The organism is Alistipes sp. AF48-12, assembly GCF_003477565.1.
Taxonomy (GTDB): Bacteria; Bacteroidota; Bacteroidia; order Bacteroidales; family Rikenellaceae; genus Alistipes_A; species Alistipes_A hominis.
In genome coordinates this window covers 25,033-51,500 of record NZ_QUDJ01000006.1, presented here as the reverse complement: position 1 = coordinate 51,500, position 26,468 = coordinate 25,033, and the positions used below count along the sequence as shown (strand labels likewise).

The window sequence follows — 26,468 nt, the reverse complement described above, 5'->3', positions numbered from 1 at the left end:
ACAGGAACGGGTAGCTGTCCGGTACGGCCGCAGCGTTCGGGTGCGAGCGGGCGGACAACGCGCCGGTAAAAAGGTGTGGCAAAAGTAGTAAAAGTGCGAATAGCGGGCGCATGGTTTTTCGGGTTTAGGGTAGGAACACAAAAATAAGTAAAAACGCCGGAATTACAATTGTTCCGGCGTTTGGAGAGGTATTCCGGAAGGTTCCCGGCTAATATTCGTTCCAGCTTTTGATCCGCACGTCTTCTTTGCTCAGCCGGCAGAACGCATTGATGAATGCGCTGGCGAGCCGGGCGTTGGTAATCAGCGGAATGTTGAAGTCGATCGCGCTGCGTCGGATCGTGTAGTCGTTGTTCAGTTCGTCTTTCGACAGGTTTTTCGGGATATTGACCACCAGGTCGATCTTCTTTTCCTTGATATAAGTCAGCGTGTTGGGTTGTTCGTCTTGATCGGGCCAGTGCAGCACCGTGGCGTGTACGCCGTTCGTTTCGAGGAAGACGGCCGTTCCGCGCGTAGCGAAAATGTCGTATCCTTTGGCTTGTAGTGCCTTGGCTGCCGACAGCATGTCCATTTTCGACCGCGAATCGCCGGTCGACAGCAGGATGTTTTTTTTCGGAATCGTATAGCCGACCGACAGCATCGCTTTGAGGATCGCCTCGTGGAAATCTTCGCCGAGGCAGCCCACCTCGCCGGTCGACGCCATCTCGACGCCGAGCACCGGATCGGCTTTCTGCAACCGCGAGAACGAGAACTGCGGCGCCTTGATACCGACGTAGTCGAGTTCGAACGCCGATTTATGCGGCACTTCGGGATCGACGCCGAGCATCACTTTGGTCGCGATATCGATGAAATTCACCTTCAGCACCTTCGATACGAACGGGAAGCTCCGCGACGCGCGCAGATTGCATTCGATCACCTTGATCTCGTTGTCCTTGGCCATCAACTGCATGTTGAACGGCCCGGATATGTTCAGCATCCGCGCCACTTCGCGGGCGATCTTCTTGATCCGCCGCATCGTTTCGACGTACATTTTCTGCGGTGGGAAAACCATCGTCGCGTCGCCCGAATGCACGCCGGCGAATTCGACGTGCTCGGAGATCGCGTAGATCAGCACTTCGCCGTTTTTCGCCACCGCGTCGATTTCGATTTCCTTGGCATGTTCGATGAATTCGGTCACCACCACCGGGTATTGTTTCGACACGTTGGTCGCCAGGGTCAAAAAGTGTTCGAGTTCTTCGCGGTTCGACACGACGTTCATCGCGGCGCCGGAGAGCACGTAGCTCGGCCGGATCAGCACCGGGAAGCCCACTTCGTCGACGAAACGGTAGATGTCGTCCATCGTGGTCAGTTCCCTCCATCGCGGCTGGTCGACGCCGATCCTGTCGAGCATCGCCGAAAATTTGTGGCGGTCTTCGGCGTGGTCGATGTCTTCGGCCGAAGTGCCGAGGATCGGGACGTGCTCATTCTGCAACCGCAGGGCCAGGTTGTTCGGGATCTGTCCGCCGGTCGAGACGATCACGCCTTTGGGCGTTTCGAGGTCGGTGATGTCGAGCACCCGTTCGAGCGTCAGCTCGTCGAAGTAGAGGCGGTCGCAGGTATCGTAGTCGGTCGAAACGGTTTCGGGATTGTAGTTGATCATTACCGAACGCAGCCCCTGCCGGCGGATCGTGTTCAGCGCATTGACGCTACACCAGTCGAATTCCACCGAGCTGCCGATCCGGTAGGCCCCCGATCCGAGCACGATCACAGAACGCTTGTCGTGCGCGAATTCGATGTCGTGCGACGTGCCGTTGTACGTGACGTACAGGTAGTTGGTCATCGCCGGGTATTCGGCCGCCAGCGTGTCGATCTGCTTGACGTACGGCGTGATGCCGCGCATTTTCCTGTATTTGCGGATCGTCAACATATCGGCCTCGATGTTTTTTGTGATACTTTTGCTCACCATGCGCGCTAACTGAAAGTCCGAAAAACCGCGCTGCTTAGCCTCCAGCAATAGGTCGTCCGGCACGTTGGCGATGTTATTGTGCTGCTCCAGTTCGTTTTCGATCCGGATGATGTTTTCGAGTTTTTCGAGAAACCAGCGGTCGATCCGGGTCAGTTCGTGTATGCGTTCGACGGTGTATCCCTTTTTCAGCGCATGAGCGATCACGAAGATCCGTTTGTCGGTCGGATGGCTCAGCGCGGCGTCGATGTCGTTCACTTCGAACTCTTTGTTCGCGACGAAACCGTGCATACCTTGTCCGATCATCCGCAACCCTTTCTGGATTACTTCTTCGAAGTTGCGGCCGATGGCCATCACTTCGCCGACCGATTTCATGCTCGAACCCAACTCGCGCGAAACGCCTTTGAACTTGCCGAGGTCCCAGCGCGGGATTTTGCAAACGATGTAGTCGAGCGCCGGTTCGAAGCAGGCGGTCGTGCTCTTGGTGACGTTGTTTTTCAGCTCGTGCAGGCCGTATCCGAGGCCCAGTTTCGCCGCGATGAAGGCCAGCGGATAACCGGTCGCTTTGGACGCCAGCGCCGACGAACGGCTCAGCCGGGCGTTCACCTCGATCACGCGGTAGTCTTCCGAGTGCGGGTCGAGGGCGTATTGCACATTGCATTCGCCGACGATCCCGATGTGCCGGATGATTTGGATCGCCAGTTTTCGCAGTTTATGGTATTCCGCATTGGAAAGCGTCTGCGACGGGGCCACAACGATGCTTTCGCCGGTATGGATGCCCAGCGGGTCGAAGTTCTCCATATTGCAGACCGTGATGCAGTTGTCGTAGCGGTCGCGCACGACCTCGTATTCGACCTCTTTCCAGCCTTTCAGCGATTTTTCGACCAGAATTTGCGGCGAGTACGAAAACGCTTTGTTCGCCAACGCGTCCAGTTCCTCGTCGTTGTCGCAGAAACCCGATCCGAGGCCGCCGAGCGTATAGGCCGCGCGGATAATCACCGGATAACCCAACTCGTGCGCCACCCGTTTGGCTTCGGAAACGGATGTTACCGCTTCGCTTTTGATCGTCCGGACGTCGATTTCGTCGAGTTTTTCGACGAATTTCTCGCGGTCTTCGGTGTCGATGATCGCCTGCACGGGAGTGCCCAGCACGCGTACGCCGTATTTTTCCAATACGCCGCTTTGGTAGAGCTTGACGCCGCAGTTCAGCGCCGTCTGGCCGCCGAAGGCGAGCAGGATGCCCTGCGGCCGCTCCTTTTTGATAACCTCTTCGACGTATTCGGGCGTCACCGGTAGCAAGTACACCTTGTCGGCGATGTTTTCCGACGTCTGGATCGTCGCGATGTTCGGGTTGATCAGCACCGTGTAAACTCCCTCCTCTTTGAGCGCTTTGAGCGCCTGCGAACCCGAATAGTCGAACTCTCCGGCTTCTCCGATCTTGAGTGCTCCCGAACCCAGCAGGATCACTTTTTCCACTTTATCTATCGTTTGCATTTTTCGATGTTTTGGATGAACTGGTCGAACAGAAATTCGGTGTCTACCGGCCCTCCGGAGGCTTCCGGATGGAACTGTACCGAGAAGAACGGCTTGCTTTTGTGGCGGATGCCTTCGCTGGTGCCGTCGTTGAGGTTTACGAAATAGGGTTCCCATTCGGGATCGAGCGTGGCGGTGTCCACGGCGTAACCGTGGTTCTGCGACGTGATGACGGCACGGTTCGTACCGACCATCAGCGCCGGCTGGTTATGGCTGCGGTGTCCGTATTTCAGTTTGAAGGTGGTCGCTCCGGCGGCGATCGACAGCAGTTGGTTGCCCAGGCAGATGCCGAAGATCGGCTTGCCGAGCGCAATCGCCTTTTTGATGTTGGCGACCGTGGCCCCGCATTGCTGCGGGTCTCCGGGGCCGTTCGACAGCATCACCCCGTCGTATTCGAGTTGCGTGAAATCGTAGTCCCACGGTACGCGGATCACCGTCGCGTCGCGGTCGCACAGGCAGCGGATGATGTTGTACTTGCAACCGCAGTCGACCAGTACGATCCGGTGCCGACCGTTACCGTAAGTCTGCGCCTGTTTCGTGCTGACCTGCGCGACGAGATTTTCGCGGTTCGGATCGACGAACTGCTCCGGCTCGGGCGTTCCTTCTACGAGCACCTTGCCGAGCATCACGCCGCGTTCGCGGATGATCTTGGTGATCTGCCGCGTATCGACGCCGCAAACGGCCGGAACGTCGTTGTCGGCGAGCCATTTGCCGAGGCTTTCGACCGCGTTCCAATGGCTGTACTCGAACGAGTAGTCGGAGATGACCAGACCCCGGATGTGGATACGGTTCGATTCGAAGAATCGGAGCATCCCGTTTTCTTCGGTAAACTGCGGAACGCCGTAATTGCCCACCAGCGGGTAGGTAATCACCAGAATCTGGCCGCTGTACGAAGGATCTGTTAAACTTTCGGGATATCCGGTCATCGCGGTATTGAAAACGACTTCTCCGGGAACGGAGGTTGCGGCGCCGAACGAGTACCCTTTGAATAGGGTTCCGTCTTCCAGAACGAGACGGGCGGTTTTTTTGTCAGACATTCTATATCAGTAAGTTATGAATTTTCGTAAACTTGCTGAAACGGTCTTCTCTTCAGAATAGTTTCTGAACTGCAAAAGTACGGATAGATTTTCGATTGTGCAAACCGATGCGGAAAAAGTTTTTCGGGAAGAGGTCGTTTTTTTTGTCGTGCCGGATTTTTTATCGTGACCGGGGTATTCCGGAGCGAGTATGAAACGTTTCGGTGCAATCCGGTAAAATAATCGTATCTTTGCAGACGCGTCCCGAAGTCCGAAAATGTAAATTCAATCGCCGTAAGATGTTGACCAAAGCCGAAATCGCTTTTATTCGTTCGCTGTCTTCACGCAGGGAGCGCGCCGCCTCGGGGCTGTTCGTGGCCGAAGGGGAGAAATCGGTGCGCGAAATGCTCGCCTCTTCTTTTCCGGTGCGTCGGGTTCTTGCCGTCGGGGACGGTGCGGAATGGTTGCCGTTGCGGGCCGATACCGAACTGGTGCGGGTCTCCCCGAAAGAGATGGAGCGTATCAGTATGCTGAAAACGCCTGCCGGCGTGCTCGCCCTGGTCGAAATTCCGCATTACGCGCAGCCGGAACGTTTCGGGGACGGTGCGCTCGTGCTGGCTCTGGACGACGTGCAGGATCCGGGTAATATGGGGACGATCGTCCGGCTGGCCGACTGGTTCGGTATCCGAGATATCGTCTGTTCGGAAGCGACGGCCGATTGTTTCAATCCGAAGGTAGTGCAGGCGACGATGGGCGCGATTACGCGCGTGCGGGTGCATTACCTGCCGCTGTCCGGTCTGCTGGAGAAGGCGCTGTCGGACGGCATTCCGGTCTACGGCACTTTCCTGGACGGGGACGACATCTACGGCGCGGAGCTCTCTGCGGACGGGATTCTGGTGATGGGAAACGAGGGGAAAGGAATCGGTCCGGATGTGGAAAAATGCGTGTCCCGCCGCCTGTACATTCCGTCTTATCCCGGCGGAACGGCTACTTCCGAGTCGTTGAACGTCGCCGTGGCTACGGCCGTGGCCTGCGCCGAATTCCGCCGCAGGCTGCGTTGATCAGAGCAGTCCGATCCTGTTCAGGAACAGGATGGCGATCACGACCGGAATTACGAATTTTATTAGGAAACGGATCAGCGGAAAAATCTTTACGCCGTATTGCAGGTTGCTGGTAAATTCGTTCCTGAATTTTACGGGGGAAAATACCCAGCCGGTGAACAGGACGATCAGCAGGCCGCCCAGCGGCATCAGCACGTTCGACGACAGTTGGTCGCATAGATCGAAAAGATTCATGCCTGCGACCGAGAGTTTCGAACCGGGCATCATCGACAGCGCGCACAGCGATCCGGTGACCGTGATGGCCGATGCGGTGTAGAAAATAGCCCGCTTGCGGCTGAGGCGCAACTCTTCGGTCATGTATAGCACGATGACTTCCAACAGCGAAATCGACGAGGTGATGGCTGCGACGAACAACAGGAAAAAGAAGACGACGGAGATGATATAGCCGCCGGTCATCTGGGCGAAGACGTTCGGCAGCGTCAGGAAAACCAGCTCCGGTCCGGAAGTGGGGCTGATGCCGAACGAGAAGACGGCCGGGAAGATGGCCAGTCCCGACAGGATCGCCACCGTGATATCCGAAAAGGCCACCATGGCTCCCACGCGGGGCATATTCTCATTTTTGCGTAGGTACGATCCGTAGGTGATCATCGCGCCCATGCCGAGGCTCATCGAGAAAAACGACTGTCCGAGCGCCTGTAAGACGGTCGTGCCGGTGATTTTCGAAAAGTCGGGCTTCAGCAGGAATTCGATGCCGGCCTGCGCGCCGTCGAGGGTCAGCGAGTTGACGGCCATGCCGAGCAGCAGTACGAACAGCATCGGCATCAGGATTTTCGTATAGCGTTCGATCCCTTTTTCGACTCCGGACAGAACGATTCCCGCCGATGCGACCGTAAACAGAAAGGTCCAGATCACCGGCTTCCATCCGCTGGCGACGAATCCGTTGAAGCTGTCGCGGATTTGGTCGGCGCTCCGCCCGTTGAACTGGTTGAAAACGGATTCCTTCAGGAATTCGAACGCCCAGCCGGCGATTACGCAGTAGAACGACAGGATCACGAAGGCCGTGAGGATTCCCATGTAACCGACCAGTTTCCATTTCGATCCGGGAGCCAGTTTGTTGAAAGCCCGCATCGGGTTGCGGCGGGTCGAACGGCCGATGCTGAATTCGGACAGCATGATCGGAATCGAGATTAGAAAGCTGGTTGCCAGGTAGATCAGAATGAATGCGGCGCCACCGTTCTCGCCGGCCACATACGGGAATCGCCAGATGTTTCCGAGCCCGATGACCGAACCTCCGACCGCTGCGACGGTTCCGAACCTGCTGCCGAATGATCCTCTTTTTGCCATGCCGAATAGTTGTCGTTTTGAAAATGATTAAACAAAGTTATTATTTTTAACGGAATTCGCGTAAAAATATTCGGTGTATTCGTACGCGGTCGGGGCGGCGGCAAAATTCCGATTGTTTGTTACCTTTGCGGCAAATATCCGTCCAAAAGCGATGAGAACGATCGAACTGTTGGCTCCGGCCAAAAATTACGAATACGGATGCGCCGCCGTCGATTGCGGCGCCGACGCGCTGTACGTCGGTGCGCCCGGTTTCGGCGCGCGGGTCGATGCGGCCGTTCCGGTCGGCGACATCGCGCGGTTGTGCGACTATGCGCACCGTTTCGGCGTGCGGGTGTTCGTGACGATGAATACGTTGGTTTTTGCCGACGAACTGCGCGAGGCCGAACGCATCGCCCGCGAAGTATGCCGCGCGGGCGCCGATGCGCTGATCGTGCAGGATACGGCTTTTCTGCGGATGGATCTTCCGCCGGTCGAGTTGCACGCCTCGACGCAGATGTGTACGATGACTCCCGACCGGGCGCGGTTTTGGAGCGACGCCGGTTTTTCGAGGATCATTCTCGAGCGCGCTGCGACCCTGGCGGAGATACGCGGGATTGCCGACGCGGTTCCGGATACCGGGATCGAGGCGTTCGTGCACGGGGCGATTTGCGTCGCGTACAGCGGGCAGTGCTACCTGAGCCGTTCGATGTCGCCGCGCAGCGGCAACCGCGGAGCCTGCTTGCAGGCGTGCCGGCTGCCGTACGATCTGGTGGACGAGAACGGAAAGCGACTGATGAGCGGGAAGCACCTGCTGTCGCTGCGCGACCTGAATCTTTCGCAGCATCTGGACGACATGGCGAACGCGGGCGTTTCGTCGTTCAAGATCGAAGGACGGTTGAAGGATATCAACTATGTGCGTAATGTCGTCGGCTGGTATCGCAACCGGCTGGACGGACTGATCGCCGGACGCAGCGACTTGCGGAGGGCGTCGCAGGGGGTGAGCGCGCTGGATTTTTCGCCCGACCCCCGGAAGAGTTTTTCGCGCGGCGCGACTTCTTACTATATAAACGGCGCGTCGCGCGGCGCGGCGTCGTTCGATACGCCCAAATCGTTCGGCGAGCCGGTCGGGAAGGCGACCCGCGTTGCGCGGGATTTTGTGGAAGGCGCCGGTCTCGGGGTGCTGGCGGCGGGCGACGGCGTTTGCTTTGCGGGGCCGGACGGCGGTCTGGTCGGAACCCGTGTCAACCGCGTGGAAGGCGACCGGATTTTTTTGAACCGTCCGGGCGGTATCCGGGCGGGAACCGCTTTGTTCCGTAATTACGACCGCCGGTTCGTCGCGGCTCTGAACCGGGCCCGGACGCGGCGGCGGATTCAGGTTGCGGCATACGTGTCGGTCGGGCCGCAGCGGTTGGCGCTGACGTTGGACGACGGCCGGGTGTCGGCCGGGTGCTCCGTCGACGGCGATTTTGCCGCAGCGCACAACCCGTCGCAGGCAGAAGAGACGATACGGACGCAGATTTCGAAGACGGGGGACACGATCTATGCGGTTTCCGGCGTAGAGATTCGTTGCGACGAGCCGCGTTTCGTGCCGGTCGCCGTGTTGAATGCCCTGCGTCGGACATGCATCGAAAAGTTGGACGGAAACCGGAGCGCCGCATATCCGGGACCGGTTCGCCGGCCGGAGAACCGGCAGGCCGTTTTCCCGCAAACGGCGCTGACGGGCGCGGACAACGTGACCAATCCGCTGGCCGAACGTTTTTACCGCGAGCACGGCGTCGAGACCGTCGAAGCGGGATACGATCTGAACGACCGTTTCGACGGCGTGCGGGTGATGCGGATGCGTTACTGCCTGCGCCGCGAGATCGGGCAGTGCCTGTGCGAACGTCCGGATTACCGCGGCCGGCTTTTTATCGAAACCGGGCGTAACCGTTATGAATTGATGTTTGACTGCAAGCGTTGCGAGATGAGCGTTGTCTGCTGCAACCGAACCGAATAATCCGAAAATTATGCTGAAATCTGATTTGCTGACCCCTGCCTGCTGGAACGATTACGAGTTGCTCGACAGCGGAAATTTCGAAAAACTGGAGCGTTTCGGCCGCTACGTAGTGGCCCGGCCGGAGCCGCAGGCGTTGTGGAACCGTTCGCTGAGCGATGCCGAATGGCGGCAGCGCGCCGACGCCGTGTTCCGCAAGGACAGGCGCAGCGAAGATCGCGGCGAGTGGGTGTGCAAACCGGGGATGCCGGGACAGTGGTTCGTCGAATATGGCGGCGAAGCGATGCGGTTGCGGATGCGGCTCGGGCTCACGTCGTTCAAACATGTGGGAATTTTTCCCGAACAGGCCGAAAATTGGGATTATATATACCGGCAGGTGCGGCGCGTCGGGACTGGGGCGCGGGTACTGAACCTGTTCGCCTATACCGGCGGAGCCTCGCTGGCCGCGCGGGCGGCCGGAGCCGAGGTGACGCATGTCGATTCGGTGAAACCGGTGGTCGGGTGGGCGCGCGAGAACATGGAGGCGTCCGGGTTGGACGGCGTCCGCTGGATCGTCGACGATGCGCTGAAATTCGTGCGCCGCGAAGTGAAGCGAGGCAAAACCTACCACGGCATCGTTCTCGATCCGCCGGCTTACGGGCGCGGCGCGGACGGGGAAAAGTGGGTGCTCGAAGAACATATCAACGAAATGCTTTCGCTGTGCGGGGAGTTGCTCGAACCGCAGAACGGCTTTCTGGTGTTGAATCTCTATTCGATGGGGTTGTCGGCGTTGCTGGCCCGCAGCGCGGTGCGTCAGTTGGTCGGGGCGTGCTCTGCGGAGCAGTTCGGCGAACTCTATTTCACCGATCCGTTCGGCAAGGCGTTACCGCTGGGGGTGTATTACCGGTGTGCCCGGTAGACCGATCGGGGTTTTGACCGGCTCTTTTTTCGGAAGTCCTTGCTCCCGGTGCCGTTTAGCCCAGAGCTGGTACGAATTGATGAGGTTCTGCCAGATGACATATGCGGCCGGGCCGACCGAAGCGATCGGCGTCAGGTAAGTCTGTGCCATCCAGATCGCCAGGATCGTATTCTTCTGTCCGAGGCCCTGTGCGCCGGCGATCTTGTTGCGATAGCGGCGTCCGATGCGGCGTCCGGCCAGGAACTGGGCGCAGCAGACCGCGAGCGCCAGCAGCGCCATCCAGATTTCATTGACATAGTTCGACGCATCCTGTTTCATGAGAAAGGCGACCGTGTTGCCCATCACGATGGTCAGCGCTACGGCCCACAGGTAGAACGAGATCTGCTGGCGTTCGCGCAGTTGCCGGTGTATGCGGGGCGCGAAGCGTTTCAGCAGCACGGCGATTACGAACGGCAGGATCAGCAGCGGGATCATTTGCCGGCAGACGATCCCGAACGACTCGAAGAACGGCAGCGCGGTCTGCGAGCCGATCAGCGAGAAGACCAGCGGCGATAGCGTGGCGACCGTCAGGTTGCTCAGCAGCGTGTAAGTCGCCAGCACGGCGATGTTTCCGCCGAGCATACCGGTGATTACGGCCGCCGAAGTGGCGGTCGGAGCCATCACGCAGATGAAAGTGCCCTGGGCCAGCAGCGGATCGAACAGCGCGATGATCCCGAACAGCGCGAGACTCCCGAGTATCTGAATCCCCAGCAGGATCACGTGCAGCCGCGTGATGCGCATGTCGTCGAACGACAGCTTGCAATAGGGCACCAGCAACATCAGGAAAATCAGGTAGGGGGTCAGGAAAGAGAGCGACGAGACGAACGGATAGAATACGCCGCCTACGATCATGGCGATCGGAAGCATCCAGTTTTTGAATTGCTGCAGGATTACGTGATTCAGATAGTCGACCATACGCCCGGATTTATCATTCCCTCCGGTGCAAAGTAACGGAGTATTGTCGTGAAATCAAAGGCTTTTTTTAATTTTTTAACAATGTCTCCGGGGGCGGTTTCGGTCGGATTTATGACACGGATGGTACGGAATTTGTATTATATATGAGGTTTCGGGGAAATGCGATTCGGAGTTTCGGGACAAGTTTGATTCCCAAAAGACCTTTCCGTCCGTGCGCGCTTTTCTACCTTTGAACCGATGATTATGGAAGCAAAGCGCAATATCGTATTTTCGGCAGCGGTCTGGGTCGCTTATGTGCTGGTATTCGCCGTGCAGAAGCCGTTTTTTCTATTTTACAACCGCGACGTGTGGACGGAGATGTCCGCCTTCGATTGGGGTCAGGCATTCGTGTCGGGGCTGTTGTTCGACGTGTTGTTGGCGGCCTGTTTCGCGCTCTTTCCGGTGCTGCTGACTTTCTTGCGTTCGAGACTGTCGGAACGAGCGGCCGAAGGCGTGTTGCGTGTCTATTTTCTCGGGACGGCATTGTATATAGCCGCCGTTTTCGCTTTTTCGGGAGTGCTTTTCGAATCGACGATTCTGAAAACGGTGCTTTTCATAGGCTATGCCGCCGCGATCGTCGGGTTGTGTTGGGAGAAGGTCGTTCCGTTGTTCGGCCGCATCGGGGCGCGTCGCCGGACGGAACGCCGCGTATCGCTGCTGCTGGCCGGTATGCTGCTGTTCTTTTTCGGAGGAGTCGCATTCGGAAACCGGAGTCTTTCGGAGCATTACGCTTCCCGGCCCGGTCTGTATCACCTGCACATCAATCCTTACTACCAGCAGATCGCTTTTTGGGATTAATTCCGTCCGCTCCGGAAACGTTTCGCGGGATGGCCGCTACTTTCCGGATTCGCCGGCCGGTTCCGCAGAAGCGTTTTTTTTTCGATTTCTGTTGTCTTTTCAAAGCTTTTCGTTCGCGGATCCGCTCGATCCGGTTGCGCATGTTGCGGATCAGATCGGCGAACGTGTCGAAGCTTTGCCGGTACGAGATGCCGATCCCGCTTTCCTGAGGCCCTGGTTCTCGTCGAACCGGTCGATCGTGCGCGTGAAGGCCTTGACCTTGAAATTACCGGCCTCGTCGAGCAGCAGGCTCAGCGTTACGTCGCCCGTCAGGCTGTTGGCGGTACGCTTGTTCATCTGTACGCCGTTGCCGGTGTCGTAACTGACGTCGCCTTCGACGATCAGCTTGTCTTTGATCAGTTCCCCGTAAAATTCGGTGCCGAATTCGTCCGAAGTTTCCTCGCTTTTCGGGCGGTATTTCGGCGCCAGTCGGAAACGGTCGGTCGAGAGCAGGCTGCTCAATTGGTTCGACAGGAAGTCGATGCCGGTCACGGTCGCGCCCATGGCGCCGATGTTCAGGTTCTGGTTCGTGTACGAATTGTCGGCATAGAAACTCTGCGTGGCCAGCAGCCACAGGAATTGGGTCGACATCATCTCCTGCGTATTCATCGAGTTCAGGATAACGCTTTGGGTTTCCGGGTCGGCGTTCGGGACGGTCACATCGAACGTGATAGCCGGTTGCGTCAGCCGTTCGGACAGCCGGATGATGCAGTCCACCGGGACGTTGCGCCGAGAGTTCTGCTCCCCGGCCCCGAGCAGCGGGGCCAGCGAGGCCTTCAGCTTGTAGACGGCCGTGATGTCGACCAGCGCGTTGACCGGATCGCCCGTCCACTGGATGTGGCTGCCGTCTTCGATGGCAAACGTGCGCGTAGCGAAATTCTTCAGCGAAAAACGGTAGCTGCCGTCCGTGATGTCGTAGTCGCCGTAGATCGTGAAATCTTTGTTCCGCGGATTGACGTGTAGGTTGATCGTGCCGTTGCCGCGTCCTTTGAGCAGGTTGTCGCCGGCTTGGTCGAGGGTTAGTTGCATTTCGACGTTCGGCTTGACGTTCAGCGCCATCTTGATGTCCATGTTCGACGGCAGGCTGTCCATCCGGCGCATCCTGCGCGCGAGGGCCTGCCGCAACCGGTTCGTGCTGTTCGCTTTTTCCAGACTGTCCCGGATGGCTTTTTGACGCGGGTCTTCGAAGACGATGAAGTCGGCGGCGGAGATATCCGCGCTGTTGCCCAGGGGCATGTAAAAATGCGAGTTGTCGGCGGTCGTCGCGACGATGTTCATGTTGACGCCGTTTTTATTGCCTTGGATCGTGGCGTTGCCCGACGCGAAGATCGTTCCGTAGAAAAGGTCGTTCTGCTGTTCGGTCGTTTGCAGTACGAGCGTGTTCTGCGGCCGCACGTGTATGTCGTAGGCCAGATTGCGCAGGTTCCGGAAGTCGAATTTCATGTCGAATCCGGCGCGGTTTCCCCGGGGATCGGTCAGTTCGGCCGGCTGCAGGGTCATCACGTTGTCGGCTACGTCGATCGTGCCGCCGGTCAGGGCGTAGGGAACGTTCGTATAATCGACCGTCGTTTCGAAACGTTCGACGCGGATGGCGCCGTTCAGAACGGGTTGGAGGTTTCTGCTGCTCAGCGTCAGCCGGGCGCTGGCCTCTCCCTGCGTTTCGCGCAGCACGCCTTTCAGCACCGGAGCGAGCAGTGCCATGTCGATTTTCCGGATGTTCATTTCCGCGCCGTAACGGCGTTCGGTCGGGGAGTAGAAACCGGCCACGATGTTGTCGCCCAGTTTGCGGTCGGACAGCCTGAAACGGGCCCGTTTCGACTGAAAATCCCAGAGGCAGTTGAACTTCGTGTCTCGCCACGGGATTTGGTTGACGCGGATGCTGTCGAAATCGATGTCTGCGTTCAGCACTCCTTCGCCGTATGCAGCGATCAGGTCTGCAGAGCCGTTGGTGTATCCTTCGAACAGGTAGCCCCGGCTCGAAGTGATCTGCGACAACGGCTTCAGGTCGAAGTGTTGCAGGCTCAGCCGAAGGGTGTCCTGGTTACTGCGGGAGGCCGTGCCGTTGACCGAGAGGCGTTGCGGGCCGTTTTCGATCCGGAAGTTGTCTACGACGACCCGCGTGGAGTCGTAGACGATCTGCCGGGCGCCGATTCGCCAGGTCTGGTTGCCGGTCGTGAGCGTGGAAGGATAAAAGTTGATTTTGATCTGCGGAACGCCCGTTTCCGGATTGACCGACAGCGCGGAAGTGGTGCTGAGCATCGCGTAGGTGCCGTTTGCGGTGTTGTTGAACCGCATGGCCAGGTTGACCCGGTTCTCTTTGGCCCCGCCGATGACCGAAAAGTTGGGCATGTACAGGTTTTTGGCCAGCAGGTCGTTCGCCGTTACGAACATCGAGATCGAGTCGCCCTGGTTACGGGCGGACGCCTTCAGGTTCGAGACGAAGAACTGTTCGTTCTCGATGAGTTCCGAGTTCAGCGTCAGCGAGAAGACGTCGCTTTCGGGGTTGAACAGAAAGGCCAGCGTGGTTCCCTGGGCGACTTGCAGGCCAGGAATGAAGATGCCCGCCACGTTGTTGGCTTCTTTTACATTGACGTTCAGCAGGTAGTAGTTGTCGATGCTGGAAGCCCCGTCGGCCGGCGGAATCGTTTCCCGCTCCTGCCCGTCGTGTTCCGAGATGGACGGAAGGTAGGATATCAGCGTGTTTTTGAAGTAAGAAAACATTTTGTTGTAGCTGAGCCTGCCTTTCAGTTCCGCATCGGCGAACGACGAATAGAAACCCAGCAGTTTCCGGTTGCCGTGGTTGTCGGCCAGCATACGGATCCGTCCGGTTTTGACGGTGTCGATGTGGTTGATGTAGGTCATGTCGTCGATCTCGATCGTGCCGTTCAACTCGTCGAGCCCTATGCCCGAGCCTTGCGCCGTCAGATTGCCCCGCACCACCGAAACTGTGTCCCGCCGGTTGAAATTCAGTTTGTACAGGTCGGCGTTATGCAGGGCCAGATTGAAATTGTAGGCCGGCAGCGAATCGTTGAAGTTCAGTTTGCCATCGAAATCGAACGCGATGTTCGGGTCGGTCGAGACGATGGCGCCGGTGTACTCCTTGTTCTCGAATTCCCCGTTCAGGACGATGTCGTTGTACGCGTATCCGTTGTATTCGAGCAGCGGAATCTGCGCCTGCGCTTTCATCCGCAGCGCGCTGCCGAGCTGTCCCGTCACGTCGGCTTTCAGCGCGATGCGGTCGAGTTTCGGGATGCCGAGCAGCGAGCCGATCCGGAAATCGTTCGTATTCAGCGTCCCGTTGAAACCGGTCGCGCGTTGCGTGGACTGAAGCGGCTTGATATTCAGTTTCAGGTCGGCGCTTCCCAGTTCGCATTGCAGCCGGCCGTCGGCTGCGAAGTCGCTGAATAGACCGTCGAAATGGCCCGTAAATGCGATTCGCCCCATTTTTTCGAGCGTGGCGTAATTCTTTTCGACCGATTTCCGGGCGATGTCCTGCACAATGTCGGCGATGTCGGCGGCCTCGGTACGCAGTTCCTGCACGTCGAACGAGAAATGGGTGCGGTTCACGTCCGGCAGCCCGGTCATGCGGAATTTTACGTCGACCCGCGTGTTTCTCGTTTCGACCGGCCCCACGCTCCCTCTCATGTTCGAGACCGGCCCTTCCACTTGTCCCGAAGCATTGCGGAAGACGGTTTGCCAGTTGCGCAGTCCCTGGGCGAAGTAGGCGATGGTCTGAAAGCTAACGGTCGAGGCGGTAAATTCGGAACGGATATTCACTTTATTCAGGAAATCGTTATACCCTTTCCACGTGTCGTAGTCGAAATAGAGATAGGCCATCCGTACGTCCGATTCGGCGGTCTTTAGCCGGAAATCGTCGAAGTGCATACCCGATCCGGAGATCCGGAAATGCCGCGTCGACAGGTTTTCGATGTGCAGCCCGCAGCGCTCCCGCAGCGTCAGCGAGTCGATCGCGAGGTTCACGCTGTCGTCTGCGACCGATACGTCCCGTACGAGAAGTTTGAAATTCCGAACGTCCAGATCCGTAAAGTTGACGCCGTACTCTTTCGGGCGGACGTCGAATTTCCGGTGGCGGAAATTCATGTCCCGGATCGTTGCCGAAGACGCCGTCAGCCGAAATCCTTTTTTCTTTTGTTTCTTCTCTTTCTTGAATTTCAGCAGGATCTGTTTCAGGTTGCTCGTCCGCGAACTGTCCTGCATCAAGTTGAACCGCACTCCGTCCAGTTCGACGTCCCCGAGCCGCACGGCTCCCGTGAAAACGTTCAGACTGCCCAGCGGGACGACGACGTTGCGCGCATAGAACAGCGTGTCTCCGTGGTAGTCCTCTACGTAAAGGCCTTCCAGCGACAGCCGGTTGAACAGCCGGAAACGCACCTTTTCGACCGAGAACTCGGTTTGGGCTTTTTCGCTGAGCATTTTCAGGCCCTGACCGACGATCAGGTTCTGCACCGATTGCATGTGCAGCAGCAGCGTGACGGCGACCGGCAAAAATATCACAAGCAGGATCACCGCCGACACGAAAGATCGTATTATTTTTATAACTTTGCCCATTCGGAAGCTGCGTGCGGTATTCTGTTGGTTTTCAATCGGAGCCGCTCTGCGTTACGGCGCTTCGCATGTCTCTCTGAAAAGAACTACAAGTTTACTAAATTTATTATAAATAATAAAGCCAAAATGGATATTACGATCTTGGGTATCGAATCTTCGTGCGACGATACTTCCGCCGCGGTGATTCGGGGCCGGACGCTGTTGTCGAACGTTATTGCCAGTCAGGACGTTCACCGCAAGTACGGCGGCGTGATCCCGGAGCTGGCGTCGCGGGCGCATCAGCAGAACATCATTCCGGTGGTCGATACGGCGATCAGGGAGGCCGGCATCGACCTGAAGGATTTGGACGGGATCGCTTTTACCCGCGGGCCGGGATTGCTCGGCTCGTTGATGGTCGGGGTTTCGTTCGCCAAGGGGCTGTCGCTGTCGCTGGATATTCCGATGATGGACGTCAATCACCTGCAAGGGCACATTTCGTCCCATTTCATCGATCTGCCCGACCGGCAGTTGGCACATCCGCGATTCCCGTTCCTGTGTCTGCTGGTGTCGGGCGGTCATTCGCAGATCGTGTTGGTAAAGGATTACGGCGAGATGGAGATCGTCGGCACGACGATCGACGATGCCGCCGGGGAAGCTTTCGACAAATGCGCCAAGGTGATGGGACTGCCGTATCCGGGCGGCCCGGTAATCGACAAACTGGCTAAGGAAGGAGACCCGAAACGGTTCAAATTCGCGAAGCCGTCGGTAGACGGGTTCAATTACAGCTTCAGCGGGCTGAAAACGTCGTTCCTCTATTTTCTGCGCGACGAGATGCGCGAGAACCCGAATTTTATCGGGGAGAACAAAGCCGATCTGTGCGCTTCGCTGCAATCGACGATCATCGAGATTCTGTTGAACAAGCTGGTACGGGCGGCCAGGCATTACGACATACGCGACATCGCGATCGCCGGCGGCGTTTCGGCCAATTCGGGCCTGCGCCGTGCGATTGTCGAGGAGGGCGTCCGTCGCGGCTGGAATACGTTTCTTCCCGAGTTCAAATTTACGACCGACAACGCGGCGATGATCGCCGTCACCGGGTATTTCAAATACCAGCGCGGCGAGTTCGCCCCGATGGACGTTGTCCCCGTGGCGCGGATCAGCCGGATGTGACGGGATCGATTCATTCCGGAGTCCATACGAAAGGGTCGGTATTTTTGCCGATTCTTTTTTTATTTATTTTTCACTTCTTTTGTGTAAAAGAATACGTGTGTTATGTATATATATATCAAAAACCGATGAAAAGTAAAAGAATTATTAAAATCAGTTTGGCTTTGGCCATTGTAGTAGGAGCATATATTTATATCGATCGGAGTCAGTGTAAATCTATGGATTTGTTATTTCAGTCCAATCTTGAAGCATTGGCAGGGGATGAATCGGCGGAACCTGTACAAATTCCTTGTAGTGCCAAAAAAAAGAGTAAATGCAGTTTTTCTGCTAAAGATGCGGATGGAAATACGCATTCTGATACGTGGAAAGATTCTAAACAGATCTAATTTCCAGTTATGTCGTGTTGCCGATATATTCTTAGTATGGGGAAATTAACGGTCATTTTGATCGGGATGTGTGTGCTATGCGGTTGCGAAGGGCGAAAAAACTGGGGCGAAGAAAAGTGGCAAGGTTTGGAGTACCCCTTGACGGCGACTTCTGTGAATGTGGACCGGATTATTTTCACGGAATCCGATTTGATATTTATCGATGACTATGTCATTTTCGAAAATTGGAATAAAGATAAATATTATTCTGTTTTCAGGATATCGCAGGACAGTTTGAAATTTATAGGTTCTTTTTTGACAAAAGGGAACGGGCCTTTCGAGGTGAACGCTTCGAGCATACATTTTTTGAATCGAGACAGCGTCTTGATGATCGTTGCGTATAATCCCCGAGGAAAGTCGTTTGTCATACCCGTGAACAATTTGAAAAACGTATTCGATTTTTCTGCATGGAGCGTGGTCGATTATCCTTATGTAGAATCTTTTGCCTATAATCTTTTACCGGTTACGGATTCGACTTATTTGATGCAGGGGTTCGGCGACAGCGACGATTTGTTTACATTACTGAATACCGGTAGTGAGCGGGTGTCGAGTCTGGGGGTTCGCTATCCGGATAGCGGTAACGAGGTTACTTGTTACAATAAATCTCAAATTTATTCCGGAGACTTGCGCAAACGCCTTCGGCCAGACAGTTCGTTTATTCCTGTTCTAATTCGAAATTTGTCGAGATTTTTACGCTTGGAGATAGTACGGTGTCGAACAGGGTCAGATTATTCGATCGGTTGCCGATATGCACGCAACGAACCGATGGAACTTATAAAATTGTCGATCATTATGAATCGGGGTATCAATTATCGGTTACAGATGCGTTTATCTACTGTGCCGATCCTAAAATCGATTATTCGGAACGGGAGAGGTCTATAAAGAGAAACGGTTATTCTCCCGGGTATGTAAAAGAGGTATATCTTTGCGACTGGAATGGGAATCCGGTGCATAAATATTTATTGGACAGACCGGTATGTTATATTCAGCCGGATACGGACGATGAGTGGTTGTATGCTTTTTATTTGAATCCCGAGTCGTTCGAACCCGAAATGGTGAGATTTAAATTGCCTGATATTCATTAAATGTAGATTCTATGAAAAAAACAGTTATTTTTTCCGGTTCGGTCGTGTTAGCCGTAGCGGCTTTAGGAGCTTTTGTGCAGTATGATTGTAAAAACAGGTCGGCTGATGATCTGTTGCTTGAAAACGTCGAAGCATTGGCCGGTTCGGAGGGGGATGGCGGTGAGGAAGTTCAGATTCCCTGTGCTCAGGAAAAACGCAGAAGTTGTACTTTCAAATCCGTAGATGCGGACGGTAACGAGTATGTGAATACGTGGAATGATTACGTCAAAGCCGGTTGATTCTTTCGGCTGGTCGTTTATATGCCGGATGTAGGATTCGGTAATAAAAAATGCCGGACAGATTTTAAAATCTGTCCGGCATTTTTTACAGTTTGTAGAACTCTTCCCAGCCTTCGCGCGGCGGCAGGTCTTTCAGCAGCTTGTTGGCCCGTTCGTTGTTGGTGATCACTTTTTTCTTCGGGTCGAACAGCAGTTTCGCGTTCAGGCGCTGCGCCAGCACGCCGAGGTTGAACACTTGGCAAAGCGGCCCGGCGACGTCGAACGGCGACCGTGCTTGTTCCTGTCCCTTGCAGGCCAACAGGAAATTTTTGTAGTGATTCGACGAGCTCTGGGGGACTTCCGGCAACTGTGACGCCATCTCCCTGGCCTTTTCTTCCGGGATGATCGACAGCAGGCTGCCGTGCGAACCGCCCTTGAAGGTCAGTTCCTTGCTATAAATGATTTTGCCCGGATTCAGCTTGGCCGGCTGGATTTGCCCGGTACTCGGGGCCGGAATGTTCGGATCCAGCTCGGATACGCCGTAGCCTTCCGGCACTGGCGGGATGTTCTTCTGTCCTTCGTACCAGGTGACGTCCACCGGCGGCATGTTGCCGCGCGCTCCGAACTTGAACACCAGCGTCGAGGCCTGCGGGAAGAAGAAGTCGTTGTGCCCGTCGATCCGCACCGGGTCGATCTCGTAGGGCAGTCCCAATTCGAGGAATTGGTGGGCGGTATCCAGAATGTGAGCACCCCAGTCGCCGAGGGCGCCCATGCCGAATCGTACCAGCAGCGCCATTGTCCGTTGACGTAGTCCTTGTTGTAATCGTGGAAACGGGCCGTCATCAGCCAGGTGTTCCAGTCGAGCGTCTGCGGGACCGGCTGTCCCGGAGGGAAACTTTTGATGTTCGTATCCCAGCCGTGCCAGCGACGCGGCGCGTTCATGTGGGCGGTGATCGCCGTAACGTCCTTGATGATTCCGGCGTCTTTCCATGCCTTGAACTGGAAATAATTCCCTTCGGAGTGGCCCTGGTTGCCCATCTGGTTGACTACCTTGTACTTTTTTGCCGCTTTCATCATCAGCTCGACCTCGTAGAACGTGCGTGCCATCGGCTTCTCGGTATAGACGTGCTTGCCGAGCGACATCGCCAGCATACAGATCGGGAAGTGCGAGAAGTCCGGAACCCCGACCGAAACGGCGTCGATCTGGTCGCCCATCTTGTCGAACATCTGCCGGAAATCCTGGAAGCGCGGCACGTTCGGGAATTGCTTCAGCGACTGTTCGGTGTGCGGGGCCCCCATGTCTACGTCGCACAGCGCGACGATGTTGGCCTCGCCCGTTTTAGCGAACTCGCGGAGAATTTCGCCGCCCCGGTTGCCGATCCCGCAGACGGCCAGGTTGACCCGTTCGTTCGGGCCGACGATCCGCGGTTTGGGCCGGGCCGCCGACAACGTGTTTTTCGTCAGGATGGTCGGCAGGGCCGCTGCCGCCGACAGCGCGAGAACTCTTTTCAGAAATTCCCGCCTCGAAAATTCATTGGAATCCATATTTCAGTTGTTTGTATCGGTTATGATTGGGTTTTTCAGTTTATCGTACAGGTAAAACGGTAGGCTCCGCTACCGATCCGGTAAGCGACTCCGGACGACTTTTTGTCCGTGATTTTCCGGATGTTTTTCGCATTTCCTTTGCAGCCGACTGCTTCGACGGCGGCGGACGGCAGCGATACGGTGGCCGTCATGTTGGCAGGGATCTGCACGTTCAGCGTTACCCGGTCGCCGTTGCGCTCCCAGGCGCTGCGGATCTCGCCGCGCTGCGAATCGTAAGACGCCTTCGCCCAGTTCAATCCGTCGACGAAAGCCGGGCGGATCAGCACGTGCCGGAATGCCGGTTGTTCCGGATCGACCTGGATGCCGGCCAGCGTTTTGTACATCCAGGCACTGACGGCGCCCATTGATGGGTGGTTGCGCGATGCGTCGCCGATGTTCCGCAGGACGTCCCACGTTTCGAACAGCGAGGTCGCTCCGCACTGTTCGATCCAGTAGCCCCATGAGGGTAGCGTGGTTTTGGTGACCATCCGGTAGACGGCGTCGGCATATCCGTAGTCGGACAACACGGCCGGTACGACCAGACTGCCGATGAAGCCGAAATCGAGGCTGTAATCGTTGTCCGCAATGCAACAGTTCAGGTTTTCGGCCAATCGTTTCTCGTATTGTTCCGGGACGATACCGACATAGAGCGGCAGCGCGTACGACAGTTGCGTGCCGTTCGAATAGCAGACCTTTTCGGGATCGAAAAACAGTTCGTTGATCAGGACTTTCAGCTTTTCGGCTTTCGCTTCGTAAGGGGCGGCTTCCGGTTCGCGGCCGGTCAGCCGGGCCATCTGCGCCATCAGCACGTTATCCCAGTAATAGAAACACGTGGCCATGAAATCGACCGGCGTCTGCGCTTTGTAGAACAGCCAGTCCCCGAGTCCGTGGTTGATCGTGCCGTTCGCTTCCTCGCGCGTTTGCAAGTACTCCAGGTAACGTTTGGCCGCCGGGTAGATCGTTTCGATCGCCCGCGTATCGCCGCTGTATTGGTACAGCAGGTGCGGCGTGATGAAGATCGCGGCGTCCCACATCGGGCCGGCCCAGTTCGAATCCCAGTGCCACGAAGTCGGGACGATACCCGGCACGTTGCCGTCGGCCTCCTGCGCGTCGATCATATCGTTCACCCATTTGGCGTAGATGTTCCGGCTGTCGAAATTGATCATGCCGGCTTCCTGCACCATGTAGCCGTCGGCCATCCAGCCGTTCTTTTCGCGGTGCGGGCAGTCGGTCGGGATGCCGAACAGGTTGCTCAGGTACGAGCGTTTCGAAATGTCGAATATTTGGTTGATCAGTTTGTTCGAACAACTGAAATCGCCGGTCGGTCGCACGTCGCTGTGCATGACTATGCCTTCGAGGTTCTCGGCCGTCAGTTGCAGCGGTACGCTGGTCGTTACCTCGACGTACTGGAAACCGTGATACGTGAACGGAGGCATAAAGGTTTCGGCGCCTTCGCCTTTGAGAATATAGGTGTCGAACTGGCTGATCTCCGATGCGTTCGTCGGGCGCAGGTGCATGTTGATGTTCCTCTGATCGACCCGTCCGGCCGAATCGAGCAATTCGCCGTGCCGCATCGTTACGACGGTTCCGCGCGGCCCCTTCACGCGCAGTCGGCATACTCCGGCGAAGTTTTTCCCCAGGTTGTAGACGTATACCGTGTCGTTGATCTTCTCGACCGATACCGGTTTTACCGATCCGGATGCGGCGACGGCCGCCATTTTCTGCGCTTCGATCAGCGGCGCGGGCGATTGGACGGTCACGGCGGGCTGCCAGGCGCCGTCGTCGAATCCGGGACGGTTCCATCCCGGCTGTTCGAGCCGGGCGTCGTACGTTACGCCGGTGTACAGGTTGTCGTACAGCAACGGGCCGGTCGCCGTTTTCCACGAAGCGTCGCTGCCGATCGTTTCGGTCGATCCGTCCCGGTAGGTGACATGCAGTTCGCACAGTAGCCGCGGGCGGTTGCGCCACGGAGCCAGATGGAAGTTCCACACGGCCGGAGTTTGTTCGTTATACCAGCCGTTACCGAGCACGACCCCGATGCAATTTTTACCTTCGCCGAGTTGAGCGGTGATATCGTAAGTTACGTAGAGCACCCGTTTCGAGAAATCGGTATAGCCCGGATCGAGCAGATGGTCGCCCACGCGCTCCCCGTTCAGGTAAAGTTCGTAGTAACCCAGTCCGCAGATATAGGCGCGGGCCGAAGCAATCTGCTTTCCGGTCGCGAATTCGCGGCGGAACATTGGGGCGGGCTTATACTGTTTGTCGTGCGAGTCGGTGATCCATTGCGCCTTCCATTCGCCGGGCGTCATCTTGCCGGTTTCGAACCACGATACCGGCGTAGTGACCGGCATACGGCCGTTGTCGTCCCACGTTTCGACTTTCCAAAAGTAACGGGTATGCGACTTCAGCGGAGCGGCGGGGCTGCATACGACCGTCTGGTCGCCGGATTTGATCCGCCCCGAGTTCCATACGTCGGCGTTCCCGGCTTCGAGCTGCTCGGGCGAGGTCGCCACGACGACCCGGTAGGCGCTCTGGGAGACTCCTCCGACCGGAGATTGCAATTTCCACATCAGGCGGGGTTCGGCGACGTCGATCCCCAGCGGCGTAGTCAGGTACTCGCACTGCAGGTCGACGGCCTGCATCGGGGAAAATCTGGCGCCCTGTACCGCCAGGCCGGACAGCATCAGTGCGAAGCTTAACAAAAGTTTCATAGGCTAATTTTGGGTTATTCGGTTCGGTTTCTGCCAAAATTAATCATTTTATCGGAAATTCGTGCCGGATGACCGGCATAAAATCGAAGCGGGCCGCCCCGGATTCGTGAGGACGGCCCGCAAAACGACGGGTTCGGCGTCGGCGAGGTTATTTTTTAACTTCGACCTGTTCGTAACCTTCGATGATATCGCCTACGTGGATATCGTTGTAATTCTCGATGTTCAGTCCGCATTCGAGCCCGTTGTTCACCTCTTTGACGTCATCCTTGAAACGCTTCAGCGAACCGAGCTTGCCGGTGTAGACCACGATGCCGTCGCGGATTACGCGGATGTTCGTATGCCGCGTAATCTTGCCTTCGCGCACCAGACAGCCGGCGACCGTGCCGACCTTCGTGATCTTGAACACTTCCATCACTTCGACCGAACATACGATTTCCTCCTTCATCACCGGGGCGAGCATACCCTCGATGGCGTCTTTGATATCGTTGATCGCGTCGTAAATGATCGAGTAGAGTCGGATTTCGATCTCTTCCTTCTCTGCCAGTTTCCGGGCCGCGGCGGAAGGCCGCACCTGGAATCCGACGATCACGGCGTTCGAAGCGGCGGCCAGGATCACGTCCGATTCGGAGATCGGGCCTACGGCCTTGTGAATCACGTTGACCTGAACCTCTTCTTTCGACAGTTTGATCAGCGAGTCGGCCATCGCTTCGATCGAACCGTCCACGTCGCCCTTGATGATGATGTTCAGCTCCTTGAAATTGCCGATCGCGATGCGGCGTCCGATTTCGTCGAGCGTGATGTGCTTCTGGGTGCGCAGGCCCTGCATCCGCTGCAACTGTTCGCGCTTGTTGGCGATGTCGCGCGCCGAACGTTCGTCGTCCATCACGTTGAACGAGTCCCCGGCTTGCGGAGCGCCGTTCAGCCCGAGCACCAGCACCGGCGTGGACGGGGGCGCTTCGGTGATCCGCGTGCCGCGTTCGTTGAACATCGCCTTCACGCGGCCGGTGTAGATGCCCGACAGCAGCATGTCGCCGACCCGCAGCGTGCCGTTCTGTACCAGCACTGTCGCAACGTAACCGCGCCCTTTATCCAGCGTGGATTCGATCACCGCGCCTTGGGCTTTCCGGTCGGGATTGGCTTTCAGGTCGAGGAATTCGGCTTCGAGCAGCACCTTTTCGAGCAACTTGTCGAGGTTGATGCCCTGCTTGGCCGAGATCTCCTGGCACTGGTATTTACCGCCCCAATCTTCAACCAGGTAGTTCATGGCCGACAGTTCCTCTTTGATCTTTTCCGGGTTGGCTCCCGGCTTGTCGATCTTGTTGATCGCGAAAACGATCGGAACCTGTGCGGCGGCCGCATGGTTGATCGCCTCGACGGTTTGCGGCATCACGTTGTCGTCCGCGGCTACGATGATGATCGCCACGTCGGTCACTTTCGCCCCGCGGGCACGCATGGCCGTAAACGCTTCGTGACCCGGCGTATCGAGGAACGTGATGCGCCGGCCGTCGTCGAGTTTCACGCTGTATGCCCCGATGTGTTGCGTGATACCGCCCGCTTCGCCGGCGATTACGTTCGCCTTGCGGATGTTATCCAACAACGACGTTTTACCGTGGTCGACGTGCCCCATCACCGTAACGATCGGCGGCCGCGGAACGGCGTCTTCGTCCGTTTCGTCCTCCGTGTCGATTGCTTCCTGAATCTCAACCGCAACGAACTCGACTTTGAAACCGAACTCTTCGGCCACCACGACCAACGCTTCGGCGTCGAGGCGCTGGTTGATCGAAACCATCAGCCCCAGGTTCATGCAGGCCGTGATGACGTCGGTTACGCTGACGTCCATCATGGTCGCCAGTTCGCTGACCGTTACGAATTCGGTCACCTTCAGTACGCTTTTTTCTTTTTCCTGGCGTTCCAGCTCTTCGTTCATACGGGCCGATACCGCTTCCCGCTTGTCGCGGCGGTGCTTCGACGTTTTGAACTTCGGACCTTTGGCCGTCAGACGGGCCAGGGTATCTTTGATTTGTTTCTGTACTTCTTCTTCGCTGATTTCCGCTTTTACCACCGGTTTTACCGCTTTCCCTTTCCGCCTGTCCTTGAAGGAGCTTTTGCCGGAACCCGCCGCGCCCGGAGCGCCGTTCGGCGCAGCCTTCGGCCGGTTGTCCTTGCCGGTCGGCTGGTTTTGCTTCTGCGTAATGTCTACTTTGTCTTTCGAAATCCGCTTGCGTTTCTCCCGTTTGCGGTGGCTGTCCTCGCCCTTCTTCTTCTCGAAGGATTTCACGTCGATTTTCCCCAAAACCTTCGGCCCCGACAGTTTAGTGCCTTCACCCGGACGGAATAGGTTGCTTTCGTCGGCGGCCATCCGCTGGTCGTAGGTCTGGTTCTGGATTACGACTTCCGTCTTATCGGCCGTTGTTTCCGCAACGGTTTCGGAGGGCTTGGGCGCAGCGGCCGGTGCTGCATGGGGGACGGAGGCGGCAACCGGGGCGGCCGCTGCCGGCGTAGCAGGGGCAGCCGGAGCGCTGACGACCGGCTCGACAGCCGGTTTGGGCGTTTCCTGTTTCTTCACGGGGGTCGCGACGGGAGCGGCCTCGGAGCTTCAGGTTTTTTCTCCGCAGCCGGTTCCGTCGTATTTTTCTTCTTGTGGTTGTTCGATAGATCGATCTTACCCAATATTTTAGGAGTGGCCATTCTCGCCACTTCGTCCTTGACATTGATCACGCCGCTTTTGATAATTACCTCGTTCTTGAAATCGGCGCCGTCGTCGGAGCCGTTTTGCTCGTTCTCCTTGCGGTCGTCCAGCGAAACGGATTCATGCTTCAGGTTTATCTTTTCACGGATATTCACCTTCTCGATGTGCTTGTTTCCGCCGAACTCTTTATCCAGGATGGCATACGCAGCCGGTTCGATGATCGAACTGGGCGAATTGTCCACCTTGATTCCCTTTTTTTCAAGAAATTCAATAATTGTTGTTTGTCCCACTTTTAACTCTCTTGCAACCTGATGGAGTCTAAGTCTTCTTTCATTTGACATATTGCTTCGTTTTTCGGGTTCGGATCTATATCGACTCTTATTTGTTCTTATCTAAGTTGTTTGCCGGACGG

Annotated in this window: 16 protein-coding genes and 1 pseudogene; 8 read left to right on the top strand and 9 right to left on the bottom strand. The window is 56.7% G+C overall.

Features of this window, described 5'->3' with window-relative positions:
- Nucleotides 1–208: 208 nt before the first annotated feature.
- Together carB and carA are read right to left on the bottom strand one after the other, a co-directional pair.
- Entirely contained in the window at nt 209–3,433 is a 3,225-nt protein-coding gene (carB, locus tag DW082_RS05065; protein ID WP_118457650.1) for a carbamoyl-phosphate synthase (glutamine-hydrolyzing) large subunit, read from the bottom strand.
- A complete protein-coding gene (gene carA, locus DW082_RS05060) occupies nt 3,421–4,509 on the bottom strand; it encodes a glutamine-hydrolyzing carbamoyl-phosphate synthase small subunit (protein ID WP_101571367.1) in 1,089 nt (362 codons plus the stop codon). The genes carB and carA overlap by 13 nt, the downstream gene beginning before the upstream one ends.
- Nucleotides 4,510–4,787: 278 nt before the next feature.
- On the opposite strand from carA, the gene DW082_RS05055 reads away from it, so the two are divergent.
- The gene (locus tag DW082_RS05055; protein WP_172970744.1) at nt 4,788–5,549 is read left to right on the top strand and encodes an RNA methyltransferase; all 762 of its coding nucleotides are present in this window, start codon (nt 4,788–4,790) and stop codon (nt 5,547–5,549) included.
- On the opposite strand, the gene DW082_RS05050 is transcribed toward DW082_RS05055, so the two are convergent.
- The gene (locus DW082_RS05050) at nt 5,550–6,893 is read right to left on the bottom strand and encodes a sodium-dependent transporter (protein ID WP_055202105.1); all 1,344 of its coding nucleotides are present in this window, start codon (nt 6,891–6,893) and stop codon (nt 5,550–5,552) included. It lies immediately after the preceding gene.
- A gap of 151 nt (nt 6,894–7,044) precedes the next feature.
- Here DW082_RS05050 and DW082_RS05045 point away from each other — a divergent pair, with 151 nt between their 5' ends.
- Nucleotides 7,045–8,868 carry a U32 family peptidase gene (locus DW082_RS05045; protein WP_118457752.1) on the top strand — a complete coding sequence of 608 codons (1,824 nt, stop codon included), beginning with the start codon at nt 7,045–7,047 and terminating at the stop codon, nt 8,866–8,868.
- A gap of 10 nt (nt 8,869–8,878) precedes the next feature.
- Nucleotides 8,879–9,763 (top strand): class I SAM-dependent methyltransferase, encoded by an 885-nt coding sequence (locus DW082_RS05040; RefSeq protein ID WP_118457648.1) that lies wholly within the window; start codon nt 8,879–8,881, stop codon nt 9,761–9,763.
- Here the strand turns inward: DW082_RS05040 and DW082_RS05035 are convergent.
- The gene (locus DW082_RS05035) at nt 9,728–10,717 is read right to left on the bottom strand and encodes a bile acid:sodium symporter family protein (protein ID WP_259335521.1); all 990 of its coding nucleotides are present in this window, start codon (nt 10,715–10,717) and stop codon (nt 9,728–9,730) included. The genes DW082_RS05040 and DW082_RS05035 overlap by 36 nt on opposite strands.
- A gap of 243 nt (nt 10,718–10,960) precedes the next feature.
- Between DW082_RS05035 and DW082_RS05030 the strand changes: the two genes are divergently transcribed.
- Nucleotides 10,961–11,554 (top strand): hypothetical protein, encoded by a 594-nt coding sequence (locus tag DW082_RS05030; RefSeq protein WP_055202100.1) that lies wholly within the window; start codon nt 10,961–10,963, stop codon nt 11,552–11,554.
- 150 nt (nt 11,555–11,704) lie between these two features.
- Here DW082_RS05030 and DW082_RS05020 read toward each other — a convergent pair whose 3' ends face one another.
- Entirely contained in the window at nt 11,705–16,162 is a 4,458-nt protein-coding gene (locus tag DW082_RS05020) for a translocation/assembly module TamB domain-containing protein (RefSeq protein WP_118457645.1), read from the bottom strand.
- A gap of 123 nt (nt 16,163–16,285) precedes the next feature.
- Between DW082_RS05020 and tsaD the strand changes: the two genes are divergently transcribed.
- The 4 genes from tsaD (at nt 16,286) to DW082_RS05000 (ending at nt 19,093) form a co-directional block, all read left to right on the top strand.
- On the top strand, nt 16,286–17,308 hold the full coding sequence (gene tsaD / locus DW082_RS05015; protein WP_101571361.1) for a tRNA (adenosine(37)-N6)-threonylcarbamoyltransferase complex transferase subunit TsaD: 1,023 nt from the start codon (nt 16,286–16,288) through the stop codon (nt 17,306–17,308).
- 125 nt (nt 17,309–17,433) lie between these two features.
- Nucleotides 17,434–17,691: an NVEALA domain-containing protein gene (locus DW082_RS05010; RefSeq protein WP_147386966.1), complete on the top strand. Its 258-nt coding sequence runs from the start codon at nt 17,434–17,436 to the stop codon at nt 17,689–17,691.
- A gap of 36 nt (nt 17,692–17,727) precedes the next feature.
- On the top strand, nt 17,728–18,612 hold the full coding sequence (locus tag DW082_RS05005; protein ID WP_118457641.1) for a hypothetical protein: 885 nt from the start codon (nt 17,728–17,730) through the stop codon (nt 18,610–18,612).
- Between the two features lie 214 nt (nt 18,613–18,826).
- Complete coding sequence (locus tag DW082_RS05000) at nt 18,827–19,093, top strand: NVEALA domain-containing protein (RefSeq protein ID WP_118457639.1); 267 nt, start codon at nt 18,827–18,829, stop codon at nt 19,091–19,093.
- 85 nt (nt 19,094–19,178) lie between these two features.
- On the opposite strand, the pseudogene DW082_RS04995 reads toward DW082_RS05000, so the two are convergent.
- The 4 genes and pseudogenes from DW082_RS04995 to DW082_RS15430 all read right to left on the bottom strand — a co-directional run bounded on the left by DW082_RS04995 (nt 19,179) and on the right by DW082_RS15430 (nt 26,397).
- Nucleotides 19,179–20,617 (bottom strand): annotated as a pseudogene (locus DW082_RS04995) (Gfo/Idh/MocA family oxidoreductase).
- Between the two features lie 35 nt (nt 20,618–20,652).
- Complete coding sequence (locus tag DW082_RS04990) at nt 20,653–23,367, bottom strand: glycoside hydrolase family 78 protein (protein WP_118457638.1); 2,715 nt, start codon at nt 23,365–23,367, stop codon at nt 20,653–20,655.
- A gap of 148 nt (nt 23,368–23,515) precedes the next feature.
- A complete protein-coding gene (gene infB, locus DW082_RS04985; protein WP_409049070.1) occupies nt 23,516–25,933 on the bottom strand; it encodes a translation initiation factor IF-2 in 2,418 nt (805 codons plus the stop codon).
- Entirely contained in the window at nt 25,930–26,397 is a 468-nt protein-coding gene (locus DW082_RS15430) for a translation initiation factor IF-2 N-terminal domain-containing protein (RefSeq protein ID WP_409049069.1), read from the bottom strand. Before DW082_RS15430 ends, infB begins: the two co-directional genes overlap by 4 nt.
- Nucleotides 26,398–26,468: the final 71 nt, after the last annotated feature.